This window comes from Pseudomonas sp. R5-89-07 (genome assembly GCF_003851685.1).
GTDB lineage: Bacteria > Pseudomonadota > Gammaproteobacteria > Pseudomonadales > Pseudomonadaceae > Aquipseudomonas.
Genome location: NZ_CP027727.1, coordinates 908,238 through 923,731 on the forward strand (window position 1 = coordinate 908,238; position 15,494 = coordinate 923,731).

The window sequence follows — 15,494 nt, forward strand, 5'->3', positions numbered from 1 at the left end:
GTGTGGGTTGGATTTGAGATGGCACTTGGTCGGCTCAAATTGACGACGCCGCGAGTACGCAGTTAACTGGCTATCAATACAGTAATTTCGGGCCGGTTTTATGAGCGTTACCCTTCCCGGTCCCGTTATCAACGATAGTAGTGCGAAACACCTTATTTGTGTCAGGTCTCAGCTAGCTTACCTTCTCCTGCGGCCGATTACCTTGAGAGATTAATATCGCTAGATGAGTTATTCGCCCGTCGCACATGTATTTGGCCAAGATCATGGGGCGACAGCACGCAAGTTGCTGCGCTCAACGCCAAATAGGTTTGCAAACATCTGCATATCCGCGACAAACAGATGGCGTTGCACCGAATATTTCTAATAACTACCGATAGAAACGCCAGCATTGAATGGGTCCCGTTTTGGATTTGCATATCGCAATATCAGTTGAACTTCAAAATTCCGAGCATGCTGGTACTGCTTCTAGGTGGAGTGAATATTTGTACTCTCACATATTCGAGTGGGCGGGGTTGCTAATGCTGTCGCGCATAACAATCTCCACAGTCGAGTTATACTATGGAATAAGGGCGGCTGTACTAGCGATGTCGCATTGATCGAGAATAACAAAATTAACGCTGTAAGAAGCGAAGGAGGTTCGATTTTCTGTAATGCTAAAAGGGAGCCTTAAACATCATGTTCGCCTGGTTGTAGTGTTTTCAGTATATTATTAAGCTTGTTTTTTGCATCTTCCAATTTTTTCTGCTTTACTGTTAGTACCTCGGCCATACGTTGAAGGACCTTCTCCCGGTTGGTTAGTTCTGCCTGCTTTCTATTTTGCTCTGCTTGTCGATGAGCTAAATTTTTAACATTTTGCAGAAATAGCTCGTTTTTCTTTTCATATAGGCGCTCTAGCTCTTGCAATTGTAATTCTTTAGATTCCAAAGTTTCTTGGTGAAGTTTGCTTTGTTTTCTTTGTGTCGTCATCTCTACTGCCAAATCTGACAGTTTATCAAGTTCCTGAAGTACGGTTTCCCCGTCGTCCACTGGAGCTTTGCTGTCAAGAGTGTCTGTTGCTGGAAGCCAGGATATCTCGTTTGAGAGAGTTGACGCAGCTGAAAAATTCATTGGTTGATCATCAGCCACTTGATAAGTGGGCTCCTGAATCAACTCATCTTGAACCGTAGTGGATTGAAGGGGGGAGGCTACAGCAGAAGAAGCCATATCTGTGTAAGTGGATGCGGCAGGGACGGTTTCGGCAGGTTCTGACAGGGGCACAGCTGTTTTCTCCTCAATCTCTCGAGCCGGCTGTTCTGTGGGCGCTTCCGATTGTTCAACACTCGAATAACTTACAGGTGTGATTTCTGTCTGAAATGCAGGCCCGTAAGGGGTTAAAGGTTGAAAACTAAATAGCTTAGTAATTTGGGCTTCCGTGATGTCCAGAGTATTGTGCATATTCAACACGGTCGGCGAAATAATCAATTCACTTGAGTCTAATAGGTGAAAACTGGTATTAGTGGTACTCGTCTCGCCTGTAAATGCCTCTTGCAGAATAAGGCCGAACACTTCCGAAGCTCTTTCCCAATGTTCGTTGGTTGTAAGAGGGCGGAGTAAGCTGTGGCCATCGTCATCGGGATGCAGTGACGTCAGATAGACCCGGGTAGAGTTGTCGTCGATCTTTTCGTTCAGACTGTAAACGAGAAAGTTTTGCTCGATGTCGTGGACCGCGAAGCTACATAAATGCACAGCCGTCAGCGTGCTTTCGTTGTCGTGTTGGATTGAAAAAGTTGATACCAGCATGTGCTCTCCATCGGGTTGAGGAATCATAGGGTACAGGATATGACGACTGGACCCCGCAGCGATCTAAGATGTTGCGCATTTGCTGATGGGATAAATCTGAATATCAATCAGATTTATCTGATTGAGTCTGTTCTTCTCAGCAGCCGCACGACGCAAGCTTTATCGTCGGCCTAACTTATAAATTATGCGGCCTTCGTCGCTCGCATGTGGGTCGGCATGCATCTGTGCGCTTTTTTATGCGCGGCGTACGACTTATCAAATACAGTTTTTGAAAAGGGGAAGCCATGATCGAAATACTCAATCTTACCAAGCGCTTCTCTCGGCATATTGCGGTAGATAATCTCTCTCTTCACGTCGGATCCGGGGAGGTTTTGGGCGTTCTGGGAGTCAATGGCGCAGGCAAGACCACGACAATGAGAATGCTGACAGGGTTTCTGGCACCCACCTCAGGTACGATTCGTATTTTGGGGCTCGATGTTCGGAGGCAGACTCTCCAAGTGCAGCAGCAAATAGGCTACCTGCCGGAAGGGGCGCCCTGTTACGTGGAGATGCGAGTAGGAGGATTTCTTGAGTTTATTGCCGGTGCCCGAGGATACCGTGGCGCCGAAAGGCGTGAGCGAGTGGAGCGTGCGATAGACATGCTGGAGTTGGGGGGGGTTGTTGGATTGCCCATTACGCAATTGTCGAAAGGATTTGTCCGTCGTGTTGGGCTGGCGCAGGCGATCTTGCACGACCCAAAGATATTGATCTTGGACGAGCCTACAGATGGGTTGGATCCGAATCAAAAACACAAGGTGCGCGAGCTGATCCGGAGGTATGGGCAGGACAAAACAGTCGTTATCTCTACGCATTTGCTTGAAGAGGTTTCGGCAATCTGCAGTCGTGCCGTGATATTAGGTGCAGGTAAGGTCTTGGCGGATAGTTCGCCTGAAGAATTGCGAAGGCGTTGTCGTTATTACCAAGCCGTCACGCTATTGATTGATGGACCTATAGACCTGATGGCCCTAGCAATGCTGCCGGGAGTTGCCGGAGTGGAGGAAAGGAAGACTGGGCATTGTTTTACAATACTGGCCCGACCAGGTGCAGTGATTTTTCCGGCGGTAAGCGCGTTGGTAGCAAGTCGTGGTTGGCAGGTCAAAGCATTGGAGCTGGAGAGAGGGCGTCTGGATGAAGTTTTTAGGAAGATAACCAAGGCAGGTAAGCCATGACGCCGATATTCGTTATTTTTAAGCGCGAGTTGTGCGGCTATTTCGTCTCTCCTTTGGCCTATATATTTATTGAGGTGTTTCTGGTTCTGTCCGGCGTTCTTACATTTTATGTCGGAGGTTTTTTTGAGCGCAATCAAGCTGACTTGGTCTCTTTTTTGGTATCCATCCGTGGTTGTATTTATTTCTGGCTCCTGCGCTCACTATGCGCCTTTGGGCTGAAGAGCGACAGTCCGGAAACATCGAATTACTGCTCACGTTATCGGTAGCAACGCGAAATGTGGTGTTGGGGAAGTTTTTTGCCGCGTGGGTGGTGGCGGGAGTTAGTTTGCTTTTAACATTTCCGTTAGTGATTTCTGTAAATTATTTAGGTAACCCCGATAATGGAATTATCTTTGCGGGGTACATAGGTAGTTGGTTGCTCGTGGGGGCTTACCTTTCGATCGGTTCTTGTATGTCTGCGCTTGCTAAGAGTCAGGTAATCGCGTTGATTCTAACACTTGTCGTATGTTTTTTATTTGTCGTCAGTGGATTTCCCCTTGTACTGGACGCACTTAATCCATGGGCCCCGCAATGGACTATTGATTTATTAGCTTCGATTAGCATTCTGGCTCGTTTTGAGGCAATCAGCAGGGGGGTAATTGATGTGCGCGATGCGCTATATTTTTTCAGTGCAATTGCGGCTTGGTTGACCGCTACCACCGTGGTCATCAATCTGAAGAAAGCGGAATAAAGGAAGGATATGAGGCGAATTATATATTCTGGCACGGGGCTTCTATTGATAGCTCTGTTTTTTTTGGCGTTCAATATGCTGGGTGGGCAGTGGCTGACTAACATTCGCTTGGACTTGACGGAGGATAAACTCTATTCCATCGGTTCGGATACCCAAAAAATAATTATGGGCTTAGAGAAGCCTATAGAGTTATACTTTTTTTACTCCAATTCCAGCTCAAGGGAGTTGAGCGCTATACGAAGTTATGCATTGCGTGTAGAAGAGCTGCTCAAAGTGTACGAGCGAGAGGCTAAAGGATCAATTCGTCTGCATGTCATAGATCCTGTACCGTATTCCGATGACGAGGATCGCGCAAATGGTTTAGGTCTTGAGCCTATGCTGTGGGGAGAGGGCGCTGCGCCCGTCTATTTGGGGCTGGCCGGCATCGACTCGCAGAATACCACCCACGTTATTCCGTTTTTTTTTCCAGATCAAGAGAATAGACTTGAATATGAAATCAGCCGCCTTGTCCAGGTTCTAAATCAGCCTAAGCGTCCCGTAGTTGGGCTGGTTACAAGTTTGCCGTTAAATGGCGCTTACGATGTGCGTACGAAACGCATGGCCGAACGCTGGATGCTGGCCGAAGAAATAGGTCAAGCATACGATTTGCGAGAGGTAGCGGCGGATGTCAAGGAAATACCCAAAGATGTGAGTGTCTTGATGCTGGTTCATCCAAAGCAATTGTCAAAGGCAACGCTCTACGCCATTGATCAGTTTGTTCTGAGGGGGGGCAAGTTGCTGGCTTTTATCGACCCATTGAGCGAGCTGGATCCCGGAGCCGAACACTTTGGTATTTTGAGTAAAGACAAATCTTCTGATCTGGCACCACTGCTTGAAGCATGGGGGGTTCGGATGCAGACCGGAAAGATATTGGCTGACGGCGCCTACACCATGCTTGGTGGCACCGCAGAGGAAGTAGTAGCAACGCCACTCCCATTCACACTCAAGTTTTCAAGGAATGCATTCAATCAGAACGATCCGAGTACGGCCGGGCTGGAAGTTATAAGTATGAGTACCGCCGGCATAATAGAGTCAATACCAGGTGCTTCGACGCACTTTACTCCGCTCATACACAGCTCTGATTATGCGTTACCGATGGAGGTGAGCTATTTCGATAAATCAGATGATCATGATCGGCTGATGAAGATGCTAAAGCTCTTTACGCAACGATATATCGTGGCTGCCAGAATCCAAGGGCCGGTGGCATCTGCTTTTGCTGATGGTATTGAAGATCATGAGGGGGGGGTTAAGCAGGCGAAGCAAATAAATGTCATTGTAGTAGCCGATACGGATCTACTGAGTGACTCGATGTGGCTGCACCAGCCGGACATCAGCGTAGGGCTGAAACCATGGTCGGACAACGCTGCGTTCGTGATGGGGGCACTGGATAGTTTAAGCGGATCGGACACGCTCAATGGCTTACGTGCTCGCGGGCGGCACGACCGCAGCTTTGTGCGTGTGGAGCAAATGCAGCGCAAGGCGCAAATGAGCGTTTTGGATAAGCAGTCTGCACTTCAGCAGCAGCTTGATGAAACCGAGCGCAAGATGCAGGATATACACACCTCAGCGGCCGAAAGCTCGGATGAATCTGAGGCGCGGCAACAGGCCATGATTCGAGAGTTTATGAGGAATAAAATCCATATCCGTAAACAGTTACGCGAGTTGCAATATGAGCTCAATAGCGATATTGGCGCTTTAGGACGACAACTGAAAGTGATCAATATTGCTTTTATTCCATTCTTGCTAACGCTCTGCATGTTAATGATTTGCGGGATACGGCGTATCCGGATGCGGAGGCGGCCGTCTTAATCGCGGATTTTGGTGCTTCAGATAATATCTATGTTTCTCCGCCCTATGGCGATATCAATAGTTGCACTCTTTTTTTCTGCGCCCGTTTTTGACTAGGTTTTGCATGAAAAGTGGGTACGGTAAAATTGCCGCCATGATTGGCTAGAGATCCGCATGCAGTGCGTTACGAACTTTCCGATGCATCCTAGAATCGATCAAGGATCTGGTTTCTTCCGAGTAGAAAATGGGTCAACCACACAGCGATGATCGTCTAGAACTTTATGGATCCTTTGGATCCTGTGCTCGGGCGCTGCATGGCGTGGCCTGCCTGAACGATTTGGGCCTTGGTAGACGGTGTATCAGCATTTTTGTGCTGGCGCGATGGCGGTACGTCCGGCCAGATACTGGAACGTTCGCATATCAAGTGGAGTCAGGACGACTGATCGATCTGGGGCACCTGGATTATCGATTCATAGCGGAACGTGCAACCCGATCCTCTTCAGGTGTCGGAAAGAAAGGCTGAAGAACCAATAGACCCTGCCTTGGGGCGCAGTCGAAGCGGCCTGACAAGTTTCACGTGACCTGCGACGCCAATGGCGTGACATTACGCTTCATGCCCCGCCGGGGGCGCGCCGGCGATATCGCTCACGTCCGGCCGCTACTGGAGCAAGTAGGAATTACCGGTAAGCTAGGGCGATTACGCAAGCAGAGCTGCTGGTACTGGCTGACAAAGGCCATGACGCAGAACACCTACCTTACTACAGCGACCGTTACCGGATGCAACCAGATCCACTTGCGCGCCATGCCGCGCAAAATCAGACCAGGCTGCCTCGATTATCTGATAGTCCAAAATATCGGCAACGGAATATCATTGAACGGGTAATTTTGCTGACCAAAAAAGAACCGCAGAGTCGCACTTGCTGCGACAAGCTGGCGAAAAGTTTTGCAGCCATGGTATCGCTGGCCTGCTACCTATATTGTATGCGGCGCTGCTTTTCATACAAACCTAGCTATCTATGCAAAGTAACGACCAAACACTATGGCGGTGGTCAGCATGGCTTTGGAGGGAGCAGGTGCCAAGGCTATTTTTCTAGAAAACCCAGGTAGATTCAAATTAAGTGGACACCCTCGCCTTTGGCGTTGAGGTCAGAAAGGTGAGTTGCCGCACGGCTACGAAAGTCCAACACCATTTGTAGTAGAAGCGTCAGGGCAATTCAGGACGCGACCCCGGCGCGGAGTCGCCACTGGGCTTCGCCCCTCAATTGCTCAAGTCACACAACGAATGTCAAAGTTGCTTGAGTGCCACCTTGGTGTGGGTCAAACCGGCGGTAGCAGCTGCTGCGGGTCGACCGGAACGCCGTTGACACGGATTTCGAAATACAGCTGAGCACGGTTGGTGTCCTGCGCACCGGCTTCGGCGATCTTCTGTCCTTTGATCACCATCTGGTCCTCCTTGACAACCAATCGACTATTGTAGGTATAGGTACTGGTGTAAGAAGGGCTGTGCTGAAGGATTAGCACGTTACCGTAGCCACGCATGTAACCGGCGAACATCACTTTGCCCCCCAGCGAGGCATAGATTGGTTGCCCTTGGACGGCAGCAATGCGGATTCCCTGGGTTAGTTTGCTGCCGGGGGAGAAGCGCCCGATCAATACGCCATGGATTGGCCAACTCCAACCCTGCAGAGTTTCTTTCGTGGGGGGGGGCTGAAGTGACACTGTTCCAAACTTGCTAATTGAAGCCACTTTTCTTTTTCTGGCGCCTCTGGGCTGTGTCCGAGCTCCCTCAAGTCGTAGGAGTTGATCGACTTTTAGCGTATAGGGAGAGGCAAGCCGGTTGCTTCGAGCCAAGTTCTTCCATTTCAGACCGTTATGTGCAGCGATCGACCATAAAGTATCGCCTCGTTTGACCTTATATTCTCCGAGCGCATCCCTGTTTGTCGAGGTGCTGTGAAAGACCGGGAAGGGAGAACTGCAGGATGAAAGCGTCAGCAGCAATGCGAAGAGTATAAGTCTTAAAAACAAGCAGCACCCTCTATGTCTTGATATGTATATACATTCTGTACGCCAGCAATGTTAGCAGCATTTTTATACGCCACCTTTCCCATGCGTTGGATGCACTGTTTTCGCTATCCGTGCTGGGATAATTGTCGGTTAAGCAGTCTTAAAACCTTATAGAGCTCTGCGAGTGAAATCTGCATCTGGGAATGAAACCGTAGGATCATTGTTTAGATTTTTTTTGCGTCTGTCTAGCCGCAGTTTCTTCTTTGTGGTTCTTTATATCAAGTCTAGCGCCGACAGCGAGGACGATGACAGCAAAGATGATCATGAAGAATATCTGATATCCGAAAGGCATGATTAACTCTCCGTAAAAAAGCTCATTGAACCTACAAACGAAACTCCTGCCAAATTAGGGATGTCACAGCATGTTTCGGCCGCGAGCTGACCAAGTTAAAAATGGCCGCGGCAGCCGCTGCGTGTCTATAGACGTGGACTGCAGACACGCAGCGCGTTGTGAGCGTACCACCCGTAATAGTCGCGCTGTTGGATGGGTCAGAATAATCGCGATGAATATTAGATAAGTCCCATATGATGGCGGGCCGGCAAGGTGATAAAAAGGGTGTTTCTTGTAAGCCCCCACAGCGCAATTTCTTAATCCAAAGAATTCACTTGCATTCACGGATGTTTATTGACCATCTGTTTCGAGCTATGGGGATGACCCACGTACGGCGCTGTTCAACCAGTTTTATCTAGCCTAGATTCTACTGGTTTTCCGCAATTTCAAGTGAGCGAAACTTTGCCGTAAACGTAGGGCGGTCAAGAACACAAAGTCGAGACGGCGTTGCTTTCAAAAGGCACTAGGAATACCTCGCAGAGGCGACTACTTTACGGTTCAATAGGAGGTACTATGAGTAATTGGGGTGAGCAGGTTCTGCTCAAACAATCGACCATTTTGATGTTTGTTGTCGCGATCGTTGCGGTCGCCACGGGTGTTGCTTCTGGTTCTCAATCAATTCTGTTCGATGGATTTTTCTCGCTGATCGCGACCCTTATCAAGGTGCTGATGCTGATCACCGCAAAACTGATCGCCAGGGGAAGCAATCTGCGCTTTCAGTTTGGCTTCTGGCACCTTGAGCCGATGGTGCTCTTAATCGAAGGCAGCTTTCTTTTGTTGATTTCAGTTTACGCTTTTCTCAGCGGTATATTTGGCATCATCAATGGTGGCCGCGTAATCGAACTGAACCTGGTAATTCCTTTTGCTGCGGTGCTTAGCGTAGTTAGTATCAGCTATTTCTTATACATCCGTCATCGCAATCGTACGTTGAAGTCCTCGCTTATCCAGTTCGATAATGTCAGTTGGTTGGTGGACGCGATGCTTTCAGTGGGTTTGCTGGTGAGTTTTCTCGCCGCATTGCTGTTGAAGCAACAGGGTTACGCCGAGTGGGCGGTCTATGTCGACCCAATGATTCTGATTCTGTTGGCTCTGTGCATGCTTATGCCTGCATTTAAAATACTTAAGCCAGCATTGCGAGACGTGCTTGGGGTTGCTCCCGATCAATTGGATGAAAAGGTCCGTAAGGTGATGGATGAGACTCAAATAGAGCATGGATTCATTGAATATGTGTCGTATGTACAAAAGCATGGTCGGGCGCGGTTTATCGAAATCCATATTGTGCTGCCGACTGAGCATCAATTGCGCGGTGTAGGGCAGCTTGATCGCATCCGCGAAGAAATATCGGCGAAGCTCGGTAAGGTTGATCCGGCACGCTGGTTAACGATCAGCTTTACGGGCGATCGCAAGTGGATTGCCTGAGGCGACTGGCCTGTACCAAAAGGGGTGGGATTTATACGCTTCGCCGACTCCAGCCCCTGCAGCAAAAAGATTAGTGAATCATCTTCGGCGCTACTCATCGTTGCCATTACGTCACATTTCACCGCGGCGCCGTTGCAGGTCTTGGAAAGCGGGCACCGAGTCGAGTCTCTGTTAGGAGGTGGTATGGTCAGATGCAGCTTCCCGGATGCCTCGAAGGATCAATCCACGGTAGTCAGTCATTGAGGGCTTGAACCCTAGTAAGTACTAGGCGACGTTCCCGAAGTCTTTGGTTAAGCAGTCCAGGCACGCGCTTGCATCACCTGAACAGCCGTACAGTTAAACTTCCCCCAAAAAAACTAAATCGCACATTCACTATTGATATTCGCCGACGCTTGATAGCGCTAGTGAAGGCGTATTGTCTCGTACTGAATCCTGATTGGTCTGATTAAGTCAAATGTCTGGCAGTTTGTAAGATTAATGACGTAATGAGCTAAAAAATATAAAAAATAAGCGAATGCATTGATTGCGATTGAGGTGTCAATCTTTGGAGAAGGAGTTTCTTCTCGCGGGGGCTAAATAGTTGTAATTAAAAAACAACAGCAGTAGCTCGGCCTGCGTAGGACTTATCTGATAGGGGGGGGCGAATTGTCCGCGGCTGGGTAAGAACTTGGCACTATTTTCCAAGGCTAAAGGGCGATAATATTTTCGTGCTCTCCAGGGGCGTGTGTTGAGAACTACTCTACTGTAAAAGGAAGGTTAAGCATGTCTAATAGTTTGAAAACTTTACTGGCAATAGCTGTTTCGGGTTTTATCGCTAACTCCGCAATGGCCGCTGATGGCGTTATTAATTTTACCGGTGAAATTGTTGCGGTAACGTGTGATGCTACTGGTGGTTCAACGGGTGGCAATGCAAGCGCTCAAAATATTGATGTAGATTTGGGTAAAGTTGCCATGGACTCCCTTCAAAATTCTGAAGGAGGCATCGTATCGGGTACTGCAATCAATGTGAAATTGGATTGCGGTGGTACTGCTGAAGGCTTGAACTTCGTAAAAATGAAATTCGACCCGCTCTCGGGCTCGGGTGTAGATCTTGTTAATGGGAGCTTGCTGAAGACCGTCGGTACTGCAACAGGTGTGGGGATCGGTGTTTACAATTCTGAAAACGAGTTGCTGAACCTTTCCGCGAACGAATCCATTACTGCTCCTTTGGTAGGGGAAGAAGTAGGCGAGGACGAGACAAACTATACTGCTGATATCGTTCTTCGAGCATCTTATGTGGCCTCTGGCGGTCCGGTCGCACCCGGTACCGCAAACGGGACTCTGCCATTTACTTTGACTTACGAGTAAGTCTAGATAGTACTGGGAGAGAGTGGTTACTCGCTCTCTCCCTGTGAGTTTAATATGAAAATTATATCTTTTAGACGATGTTTTCTGGTGACTACCTTACTGCTGTTTTCAGGGTGGTGCAGTGCGGGGATCTCATTGGGCGGCACGCGGTTAGTATTTGAGGCCCCTAATAAAGAGGCTTCAATCATGGTCAAGAATGGGGGCGGACAGGATGTCATGATCCAGTCGTGGTTGGAGGCCGGGACGCCGCAGGAAAAAGGAGATATTCCCTTTGTAATTACGCCGTCGCTTAGTCGTCTGGGGGGGGGGAAGCAGCAAGTGCTCCGTATTCTTTATTATGGAGAAGGGTTGCCTACAGACCGGGAATCCGTGTTTTGGTTGAATGTCCAAGAAATTCCACAAAAAGCCAAAGTGGATAACACCTTGCAAATCGCGGTGCGCCAGAGAATCAAAATGTTCTACCGTCCGTCTGGGTTGAAACAGGGGGCTGAAGATGTACAGAAAAATCTGAAATGGCGCGTACTAGGCCAAGGGGCTCAGGCGCGATTGGAAGTAGTAAATGATTCGGCCTATTACGTGTCATTTGGAAAGATTACGCTACGTAGTGGTTCTAACACTTATGAAGTAGTTCCTGAGATGCTGGCGCCATACAAGACGTCGGTGTTTAAAATTAATGCGTTAGACGGAAAATTTTCCGCCGCAGCCACTCAGGTGGAATTTAAAACTATCAACGATTACGGTGGGGTTATTAGTCAGAAGTCCGGGCTTTCTAAGTAACTTCATAGATCGTAGAGCTAATTATTTTTTTGACCTGGCGCTCTGTAAAATGCCTGGGATGGCGAGGTATTGACGGTGAAATATAATTCTCGGATCCCGTGTTTGGTTGGGATTGGGTTTCTATGCCCTGTTGTCGCTAGCGCTGTAGAGTTTAACGAGCACTTTTTAACCAAGGGCGGTGCGCCAGTTGAGCTTCATTTTTTCGAACAGGGCAATGGGGTTTTGCCTGGCTCCTATGGCGTAGATATCTATCTTAACCAAGTGCTGATTAAACGTCAGGACGTTGATTTTCGCGGTGCCGCTGACGGAGAAGTCAGGCCAGATATTTCGTTGGGAACACTTCGCGCGTTAGGGGTCGATATTGTACGTCTGGAAAAGGAAGGGCTTATACCTGCGAGCAGCGATGACGCACGGCTTATCAATATTGCTGCTTTGCTGGAAGGGGCTTCGGTCGATTTTGATGTGACGAACCTCGCTTTACACATCAGTGTTCCTCACGCCTATATTTTGCGTCGGTCCCGAGGTTATGTTGACCCTACATTGTGGGATCAGGGCATAACGGCTTTGTATACAAATTATCAAATCAACGTCAATCGTAATGAAAATTCGGGAGCGCGCTCGGACTATCGGTACATCGGGTTACGGAATGGGTTTAACCTGAAGGGCTGGCGTTTTCGCAATGAGTCTTCATTGTCCGGAGGGAGCGGCAGGCCTAATACATTTAGTAGTAATCGTAGCTACCTTGAGCGTGATCTTGCATCGCTAAAAGGCAAGCTCGCCATGGGCGACCTTTATTCTCAAGGTGATATCTTCGACAGCGTCCGTTTTCGCGGTGCTCAAGTGACGTCGGACTTAGGCATGCTAACTGATGGTGAGCGAGGTTATGCTCCGGTCGTGCGTGGTATTGCTGAGTCCAATGCTACCGTAGAAGTGAGGCAGAACGGCTACGTTATCTACTCGACTACTGTTTCGCCAGGTGCTTTTGAAATATCCGATATTTACCCAGGCGGCTCTAATGGTGATCTTAAAGTAAAAATTATCGAGGCTGATGGGCGTGAGCGCGAATTTTCTCAAGCATATTCTTATTTGCCGGTTATGGCGCGACGAGGCAGTATGCGTTATAGCTTGGCCGCCGGTAAGTACAACGTTCCAGGGCGGCCCTCACCAAAATTTACCCAAAGTACCTTGGTGTACGGCTTAACCAATAACTTCACGGGTTATGGTGGCCTGCTGGTTGCTCAGAAATATAAAGCGTTGAACGTGGGTGTCGGGATCAACTCTAGTTTGGGGGGCGTTTCCGTCGATATTACCAGCAGCGCTTCTGAGGATGACCACGGTAAGAAAAATAAAGGGCAGAGCGCACGGTTTCTATACTCAAAAACGGTCAACAGCACCAACACTACGTTCACTATGGTCGGCTATCGCTATTCTACAGACGGCTACCGTACGCTGAATCAGCATGTCGATGAGATGGACCTCACGATGGGGCGACGTAACGGGCGACAAAAAAGCCATTTTGATATGAATGTCAGTCAGGCTATTTCTAAGCATGGTTCGTTGTTTTTGAGCTTGGGTGAAACAAGCTATTGGAACGTGGTTGGGCGTACTCGACGTTGGCAGGCTGGCTATAGCGGTAGCTTATCGAGAGGAAGTTATAGCTTGGCAGTGTCTAAGACTAAAAATTCTGATCATGTAAATAGTTCTGATACGCAACTTACTGCATCTTTTAGTTTTCCTCTTGGTGAGCGCTCAAGCACGCATTATGTGAATTCTAGCGCTGTATCATCGCAGCACGGGGATTCGGTTTTACAAACTGGCGTGTCTGGCTATTTAGACGATAAAAACACTGTTAATTACTCCGCACAATCGGGATATAGTAAACAGAGTGGAAGTTCTGGAGGCATTGGGGTGGGTTGGGATGCGCCAGTTGCTACGCTGGGTGCCCGCTATAATCAGAGTTCGGACAGTAAGCATGTTGATCTCAGCGCTTCCGGTTCTATAGTGGCTCATGAGGGTGGTATTACCTTCGGTCAGCCTGTCGGCGAAACATTTGCTTTGGTTGAAGTTCCTAACGTTGCCGGTGTGGGAGTTGATAGCTATAACTCGGTCCGTACTGACAATAGTGGTTATGCCGTGGTCCCTTATGTACAGCCTTATCGTTACAATTGGCTGAATTTGGACACAAATACAATTGACAGCAATATGGAAGTTGCCGAGAGCAGTAAAATTGTTGTGCCCACGCGAGGAGCAGTCGTCAAAAGTCGTTTCGCTGCTGAGTCGGGTCGCCGACTTCAGTTTAATTTAACCCTTGATACAGGTGGGAAAATTCCTTTTGGCGCGCAGGCATATGATAAAAAAGGTAAGGCTCTCGGTGCTGTTGATAGCCTATCCCGTTTGCTTGTTTTTGGTGTCGATGATTCCGGAACTCTGAGTGTTCGTTGGGGGCGAGATAGCTGTAGATTCGATTATGCGCTGCCAGTTGCTAATAAAAATCTTGCTTACGAAAAATTTAATTATACTTGTGTATATTCTGGATCTTCGGAGGAAGTGTGAGGAGTCTAAAGTTTATTGCTCTTATCTTTATGTTTGTTCTCTGGTTGAAATTATCTACCTCGTTATAATTTTACACCTCGGAGACAGGCTTATTCGAAAATCACATGTAGATTTATGCGTTTAAAGACTATCTTTTTAAGGCGAATATTTGTTGGTTTTTAAGATTTCGGAAAGGGCAGAAAGGCAGAGACGTTTCTGAGTACGCTACCTTTGTTAAGGTGACTGCGCACTACAACCGTTGATTTTAAGGTCACTAGCCTAGGTAAGGGGGGGCGCTCTAGCGCGTCGGCCTTGGCACATTGGTGCTGATTTATAACGGGGGTCTTTAGGATTACGAAAGGGCTGAGTCAGGCTGACGAGCTAAAAAAATATAAGCGTTGAGTATTTACCCTAACTAATTCTGATACGCTCGCTGACGCAGGGGACGCGGATGCCATCCGCCGCGAGGTAAGGTGAATTTACCCCGTTGATTATCCTCACGCTCGTGCGTTTTTCGGAGAGGTCTCTATGGGACGTATTGTTATTGTGGATGATCACCCGCTTATCCGCTTGGCGGTTAAGGTGGCTTTGGAAGAAGAGGGGCATACCGTTCTTGCAGAAGTCGATAATGGCTCAGACGCTTTGGAGATAGCCCGCAGGCTCCTTCCCGACTTGATCATTCTTGATCTCAGCATCCCTAGCAAGGACGGTTTTGCGGTGATTGCTCACCTGAAGTCGATTGGCCTTGCCGTCAAAATACTCGTTCTTACCTCAGGAGAGCCGCGCAATTTTGCGATGCGTTGTTTGCAGGCCGGAGCTGCTGGGTTCGTCAGCAAGGGGGACAACCTTGACAAGCTGGCGGGCGCGGTCAAGGCGGTATTATCGGGGTATTCCTATTTTCCAGAAGATACCATTTTCATGTTGAGGGAAAACGCTCAAGGTGCTCATGATGAAGGTGCCCTTATCAGAGACCTTTCTGATCGTGAAATAACTGTCTTGAGGCTGCTCGCCCAAGGATTTGGTAATCAGGAAATCGCCGAGACACTGATCATCAGTCACAAGACTGTGAGCACCTATAAGGTCAGATTACAACGAAAACTTAACGCTCCAAATCTTGTGGCGCTAGTTGAGTTAGCCAAGCGCAATGGCATTTCCTGAAAATAGCCGTTTGGTGGCGTTAAGCCTAATGCTCGGTTATAAAATATTGAAGCGAAAATTCAATTAATCTTGCCCGAAGGATACCGTTTGGCTGCGTCTGCAACGTATCCTAGGCATTAAGCTATTCAGTTTCAAAAAATTGGCGATTCTATTGGTTAGCTAGAGATATGATTCAGAATTCATAAGCTTATGTCTGTAGGCGCGCCTGAGTCGGAACAGCTTGATATGACGGCCCGCATAACTTTTTGCTCAAGCCCTTTCTATTGGGTGAACTGAGACGGCGTCCCTAATTTTTAGTATTATCTACATATTCGTGTGGTGC

The 15,494-nt window shown here is 48.3% G+C and carries 9 protein-coding genes and 2 pseudogenes; 9 read left to right on the forward strand and 2 right to left on the reverse strand.

The window, feature by feature from the left end; all coding sequences use genetic code 11:
• Positions 1-666 precede the first annotated feature (666 nt).
• Positions 667-1,779, reverse strand: coding sequence for a hypothetical protein (locus C4J94_RS04015; protein ID WP_124369551.1), 1,113 nt, complete (start codon positions 1,777-1,779; stop codon positions 667-669).
• Positions 1,780-2,063: 284 nt separating this feature from the next.
• Between C4J94_RS04015 and C4J94_RS04020 the strand changes: the two genes are divergently transcribed.
• The 4 genes and pseudogenes from C4J94_RS04020 to C4J94_RS04035 form a co-directional block, all read left to right on the forward strand.
• A complete protein-coding gene (locus C4J94_RS04020) occupies positions 2,064-2,987 on the forward strand; it encodes an ABC transporter ATP-binding protein (RefSeq protein ID WP_124369552.1) in 924 nt (307 codons plus the stop codon).
• Positions 2,984-3,717: pseudogene (locus tag C4J94_RS04025) on the forward strand (ABC transporter permease subunit). The gene C4J94_RS04020 and the pseudogene C4J94_RS04025 overlap by 4 nt, the downstream one beginning before the upstream one ends.
• A 9-nt stretch (positions 3,718-3,726) precedes the next feature.
• Positions 3,727-5,565: a Gldg family protein gene (locus tag C4J94_RS04030; protein WP_124369554.1), complete on the forward strand. Its 1,839-nt coding sequence runs from the start codon at positions 3,727-3,729 to the stop codon at positions 5,563-5,565.
• Positions 5,566-5,702: 137 nt separating this feature from the next.
• Positions 5,703-6,549: pseudogene (locus C4J94_RS04035) on the forward strand (IS5 family transposase); the annotation flags it as partial.
• 312 nt (positions 6,550-6,861) lie between these two features.
• Here C4J94_RS04035 and C4J94_RS04040 read toward each other — a convergent pair.
• On the reverse strand, positions 6,862-7,569 hold the full coding sequence (locus tag C4J94_RS04040; protein ID WP_164485551.1) for a peptidoglycan DD-metalloendopeptidase family protein: 708 nt from the start codon (positions 7,567-7,569) through the stop codon (positions 6,862-6,864).
• Positions 7,570-8,452: 883 nt separating this feature from the next.
• Between C4J94_RS04040 and C4J94_RS04045 the strand changes: the two genes are divergently transcribed.
• The 5 genes from C4J94_RS04045 (at position 8,453) to C4J94_RS04065 (ending at position 15,172) form a co-directional block, all read left to right on the forward strand.
• Entirely contained in the window at positions 8,453-9,358 is a 906-nt protein-coding gene (locus C4J94_RS04045) for a cation diffusion facilitator family transporter (protein WP_124369555.1), read from the forward strand.
• Between the two features lie 762 nt (positions 9,359-10,120).
• Entirely contained in the window at positions 10,121-10,705 is a 585-nt protein-coding gene (locus tag C4J94_RS04050; protein WP_124369556.1) for a fimbrial protein, read from the forward strand.
• A 54-nt stretch (positions 10,706-10,759) separates the two neighbouring features.
• Positions 10,760-11,482 (forward strand): molecular chaperone, encoded by a 723-nt coding sequence (locus C4J94_RS04055; protein ID WP_124385073.1) that lies wholly within the window; start codon positions 10,760-10,762, stop codon positions 11,480-11,482.
• Between the two features lie 75 nt (positions 11,483-11,557).
• On the forward strand, positions 11,558-14,035 hold the full coding sequence (locus C4J94_RS04060; protein WP_256657641.1) for a fimbria/pilus outer membrane usher protein: 2,478 nt from the start codon (positions 11,558-11,560) through the stop codon (positions 14,033-14,035).
• A gap of 507 nt (positions 14,036-14,542) precedes the next feature.
• Positions 14,543-15,172, forward strand: a complete 630-nt coding sequence (locus C4J94_RS04065; RefSeq protein ID WP_124369558.1) for a response regulator transcription factor — start codon at positions 14,543-14,545, stop codon at positions 15,170-15,172.
• Positions 15,173-15,494 lie beyond the last annotated feature (322 nt).

Excerpts from the sequence above, each read along its gene's own strand:
- C4J94_RS04015 (WP_124369551.1), bottom strand. The coding sequence starts at position 1,779 with ATGCTGGTATCAACTTTTTCAATCCAACACGACAACGAAAGCACGCTG.
- C4J94_RS04020 (WP_124369552.1), top strand. The coding sequence starts at position 2,064 with ATGATCGAAATACTCAATCTTACCAAGCGCTTCTCTCGGCATATTGCG.
- C4J94_RS04030 (WP_124369554.1), top strand. The coding sequence starts at position 3,727 with ATGAGGCGAATTATATATTCTGGCACGGGGCTTCTATTGATAGCTCTG.
- C4J94_RS04045 (WP_124369555.1), top strand. The coding sequence starts at position 8,453 with ATGAGTAATTGGGGTGAGCAGGTTCTGCTCAAACAATCGACCATTTTG.
- C4J94_RS04050 (WP_124369556.1), top strand. The coding sequence starts at position 10,121 with ATGTCTAATAGTTTGAAAACTTTACTGGCAATAGCTGTTTCGGGTTTT.
- C4J94_RS04055 (WP_124385073.1), top strand. The coding sequence starts at position 10,760 with ATGAAAATTATATCTTTTAGACGATGTTTTCTGGTGACTACCTTACTG.
- C4J94_RS04065 (WP_124369558.1), top strand. The coding sequence starts at position 14,543 with ATGGGACGTATTGTTATTGTGGATGATCACCCGCTTATCCGCTTGGCG.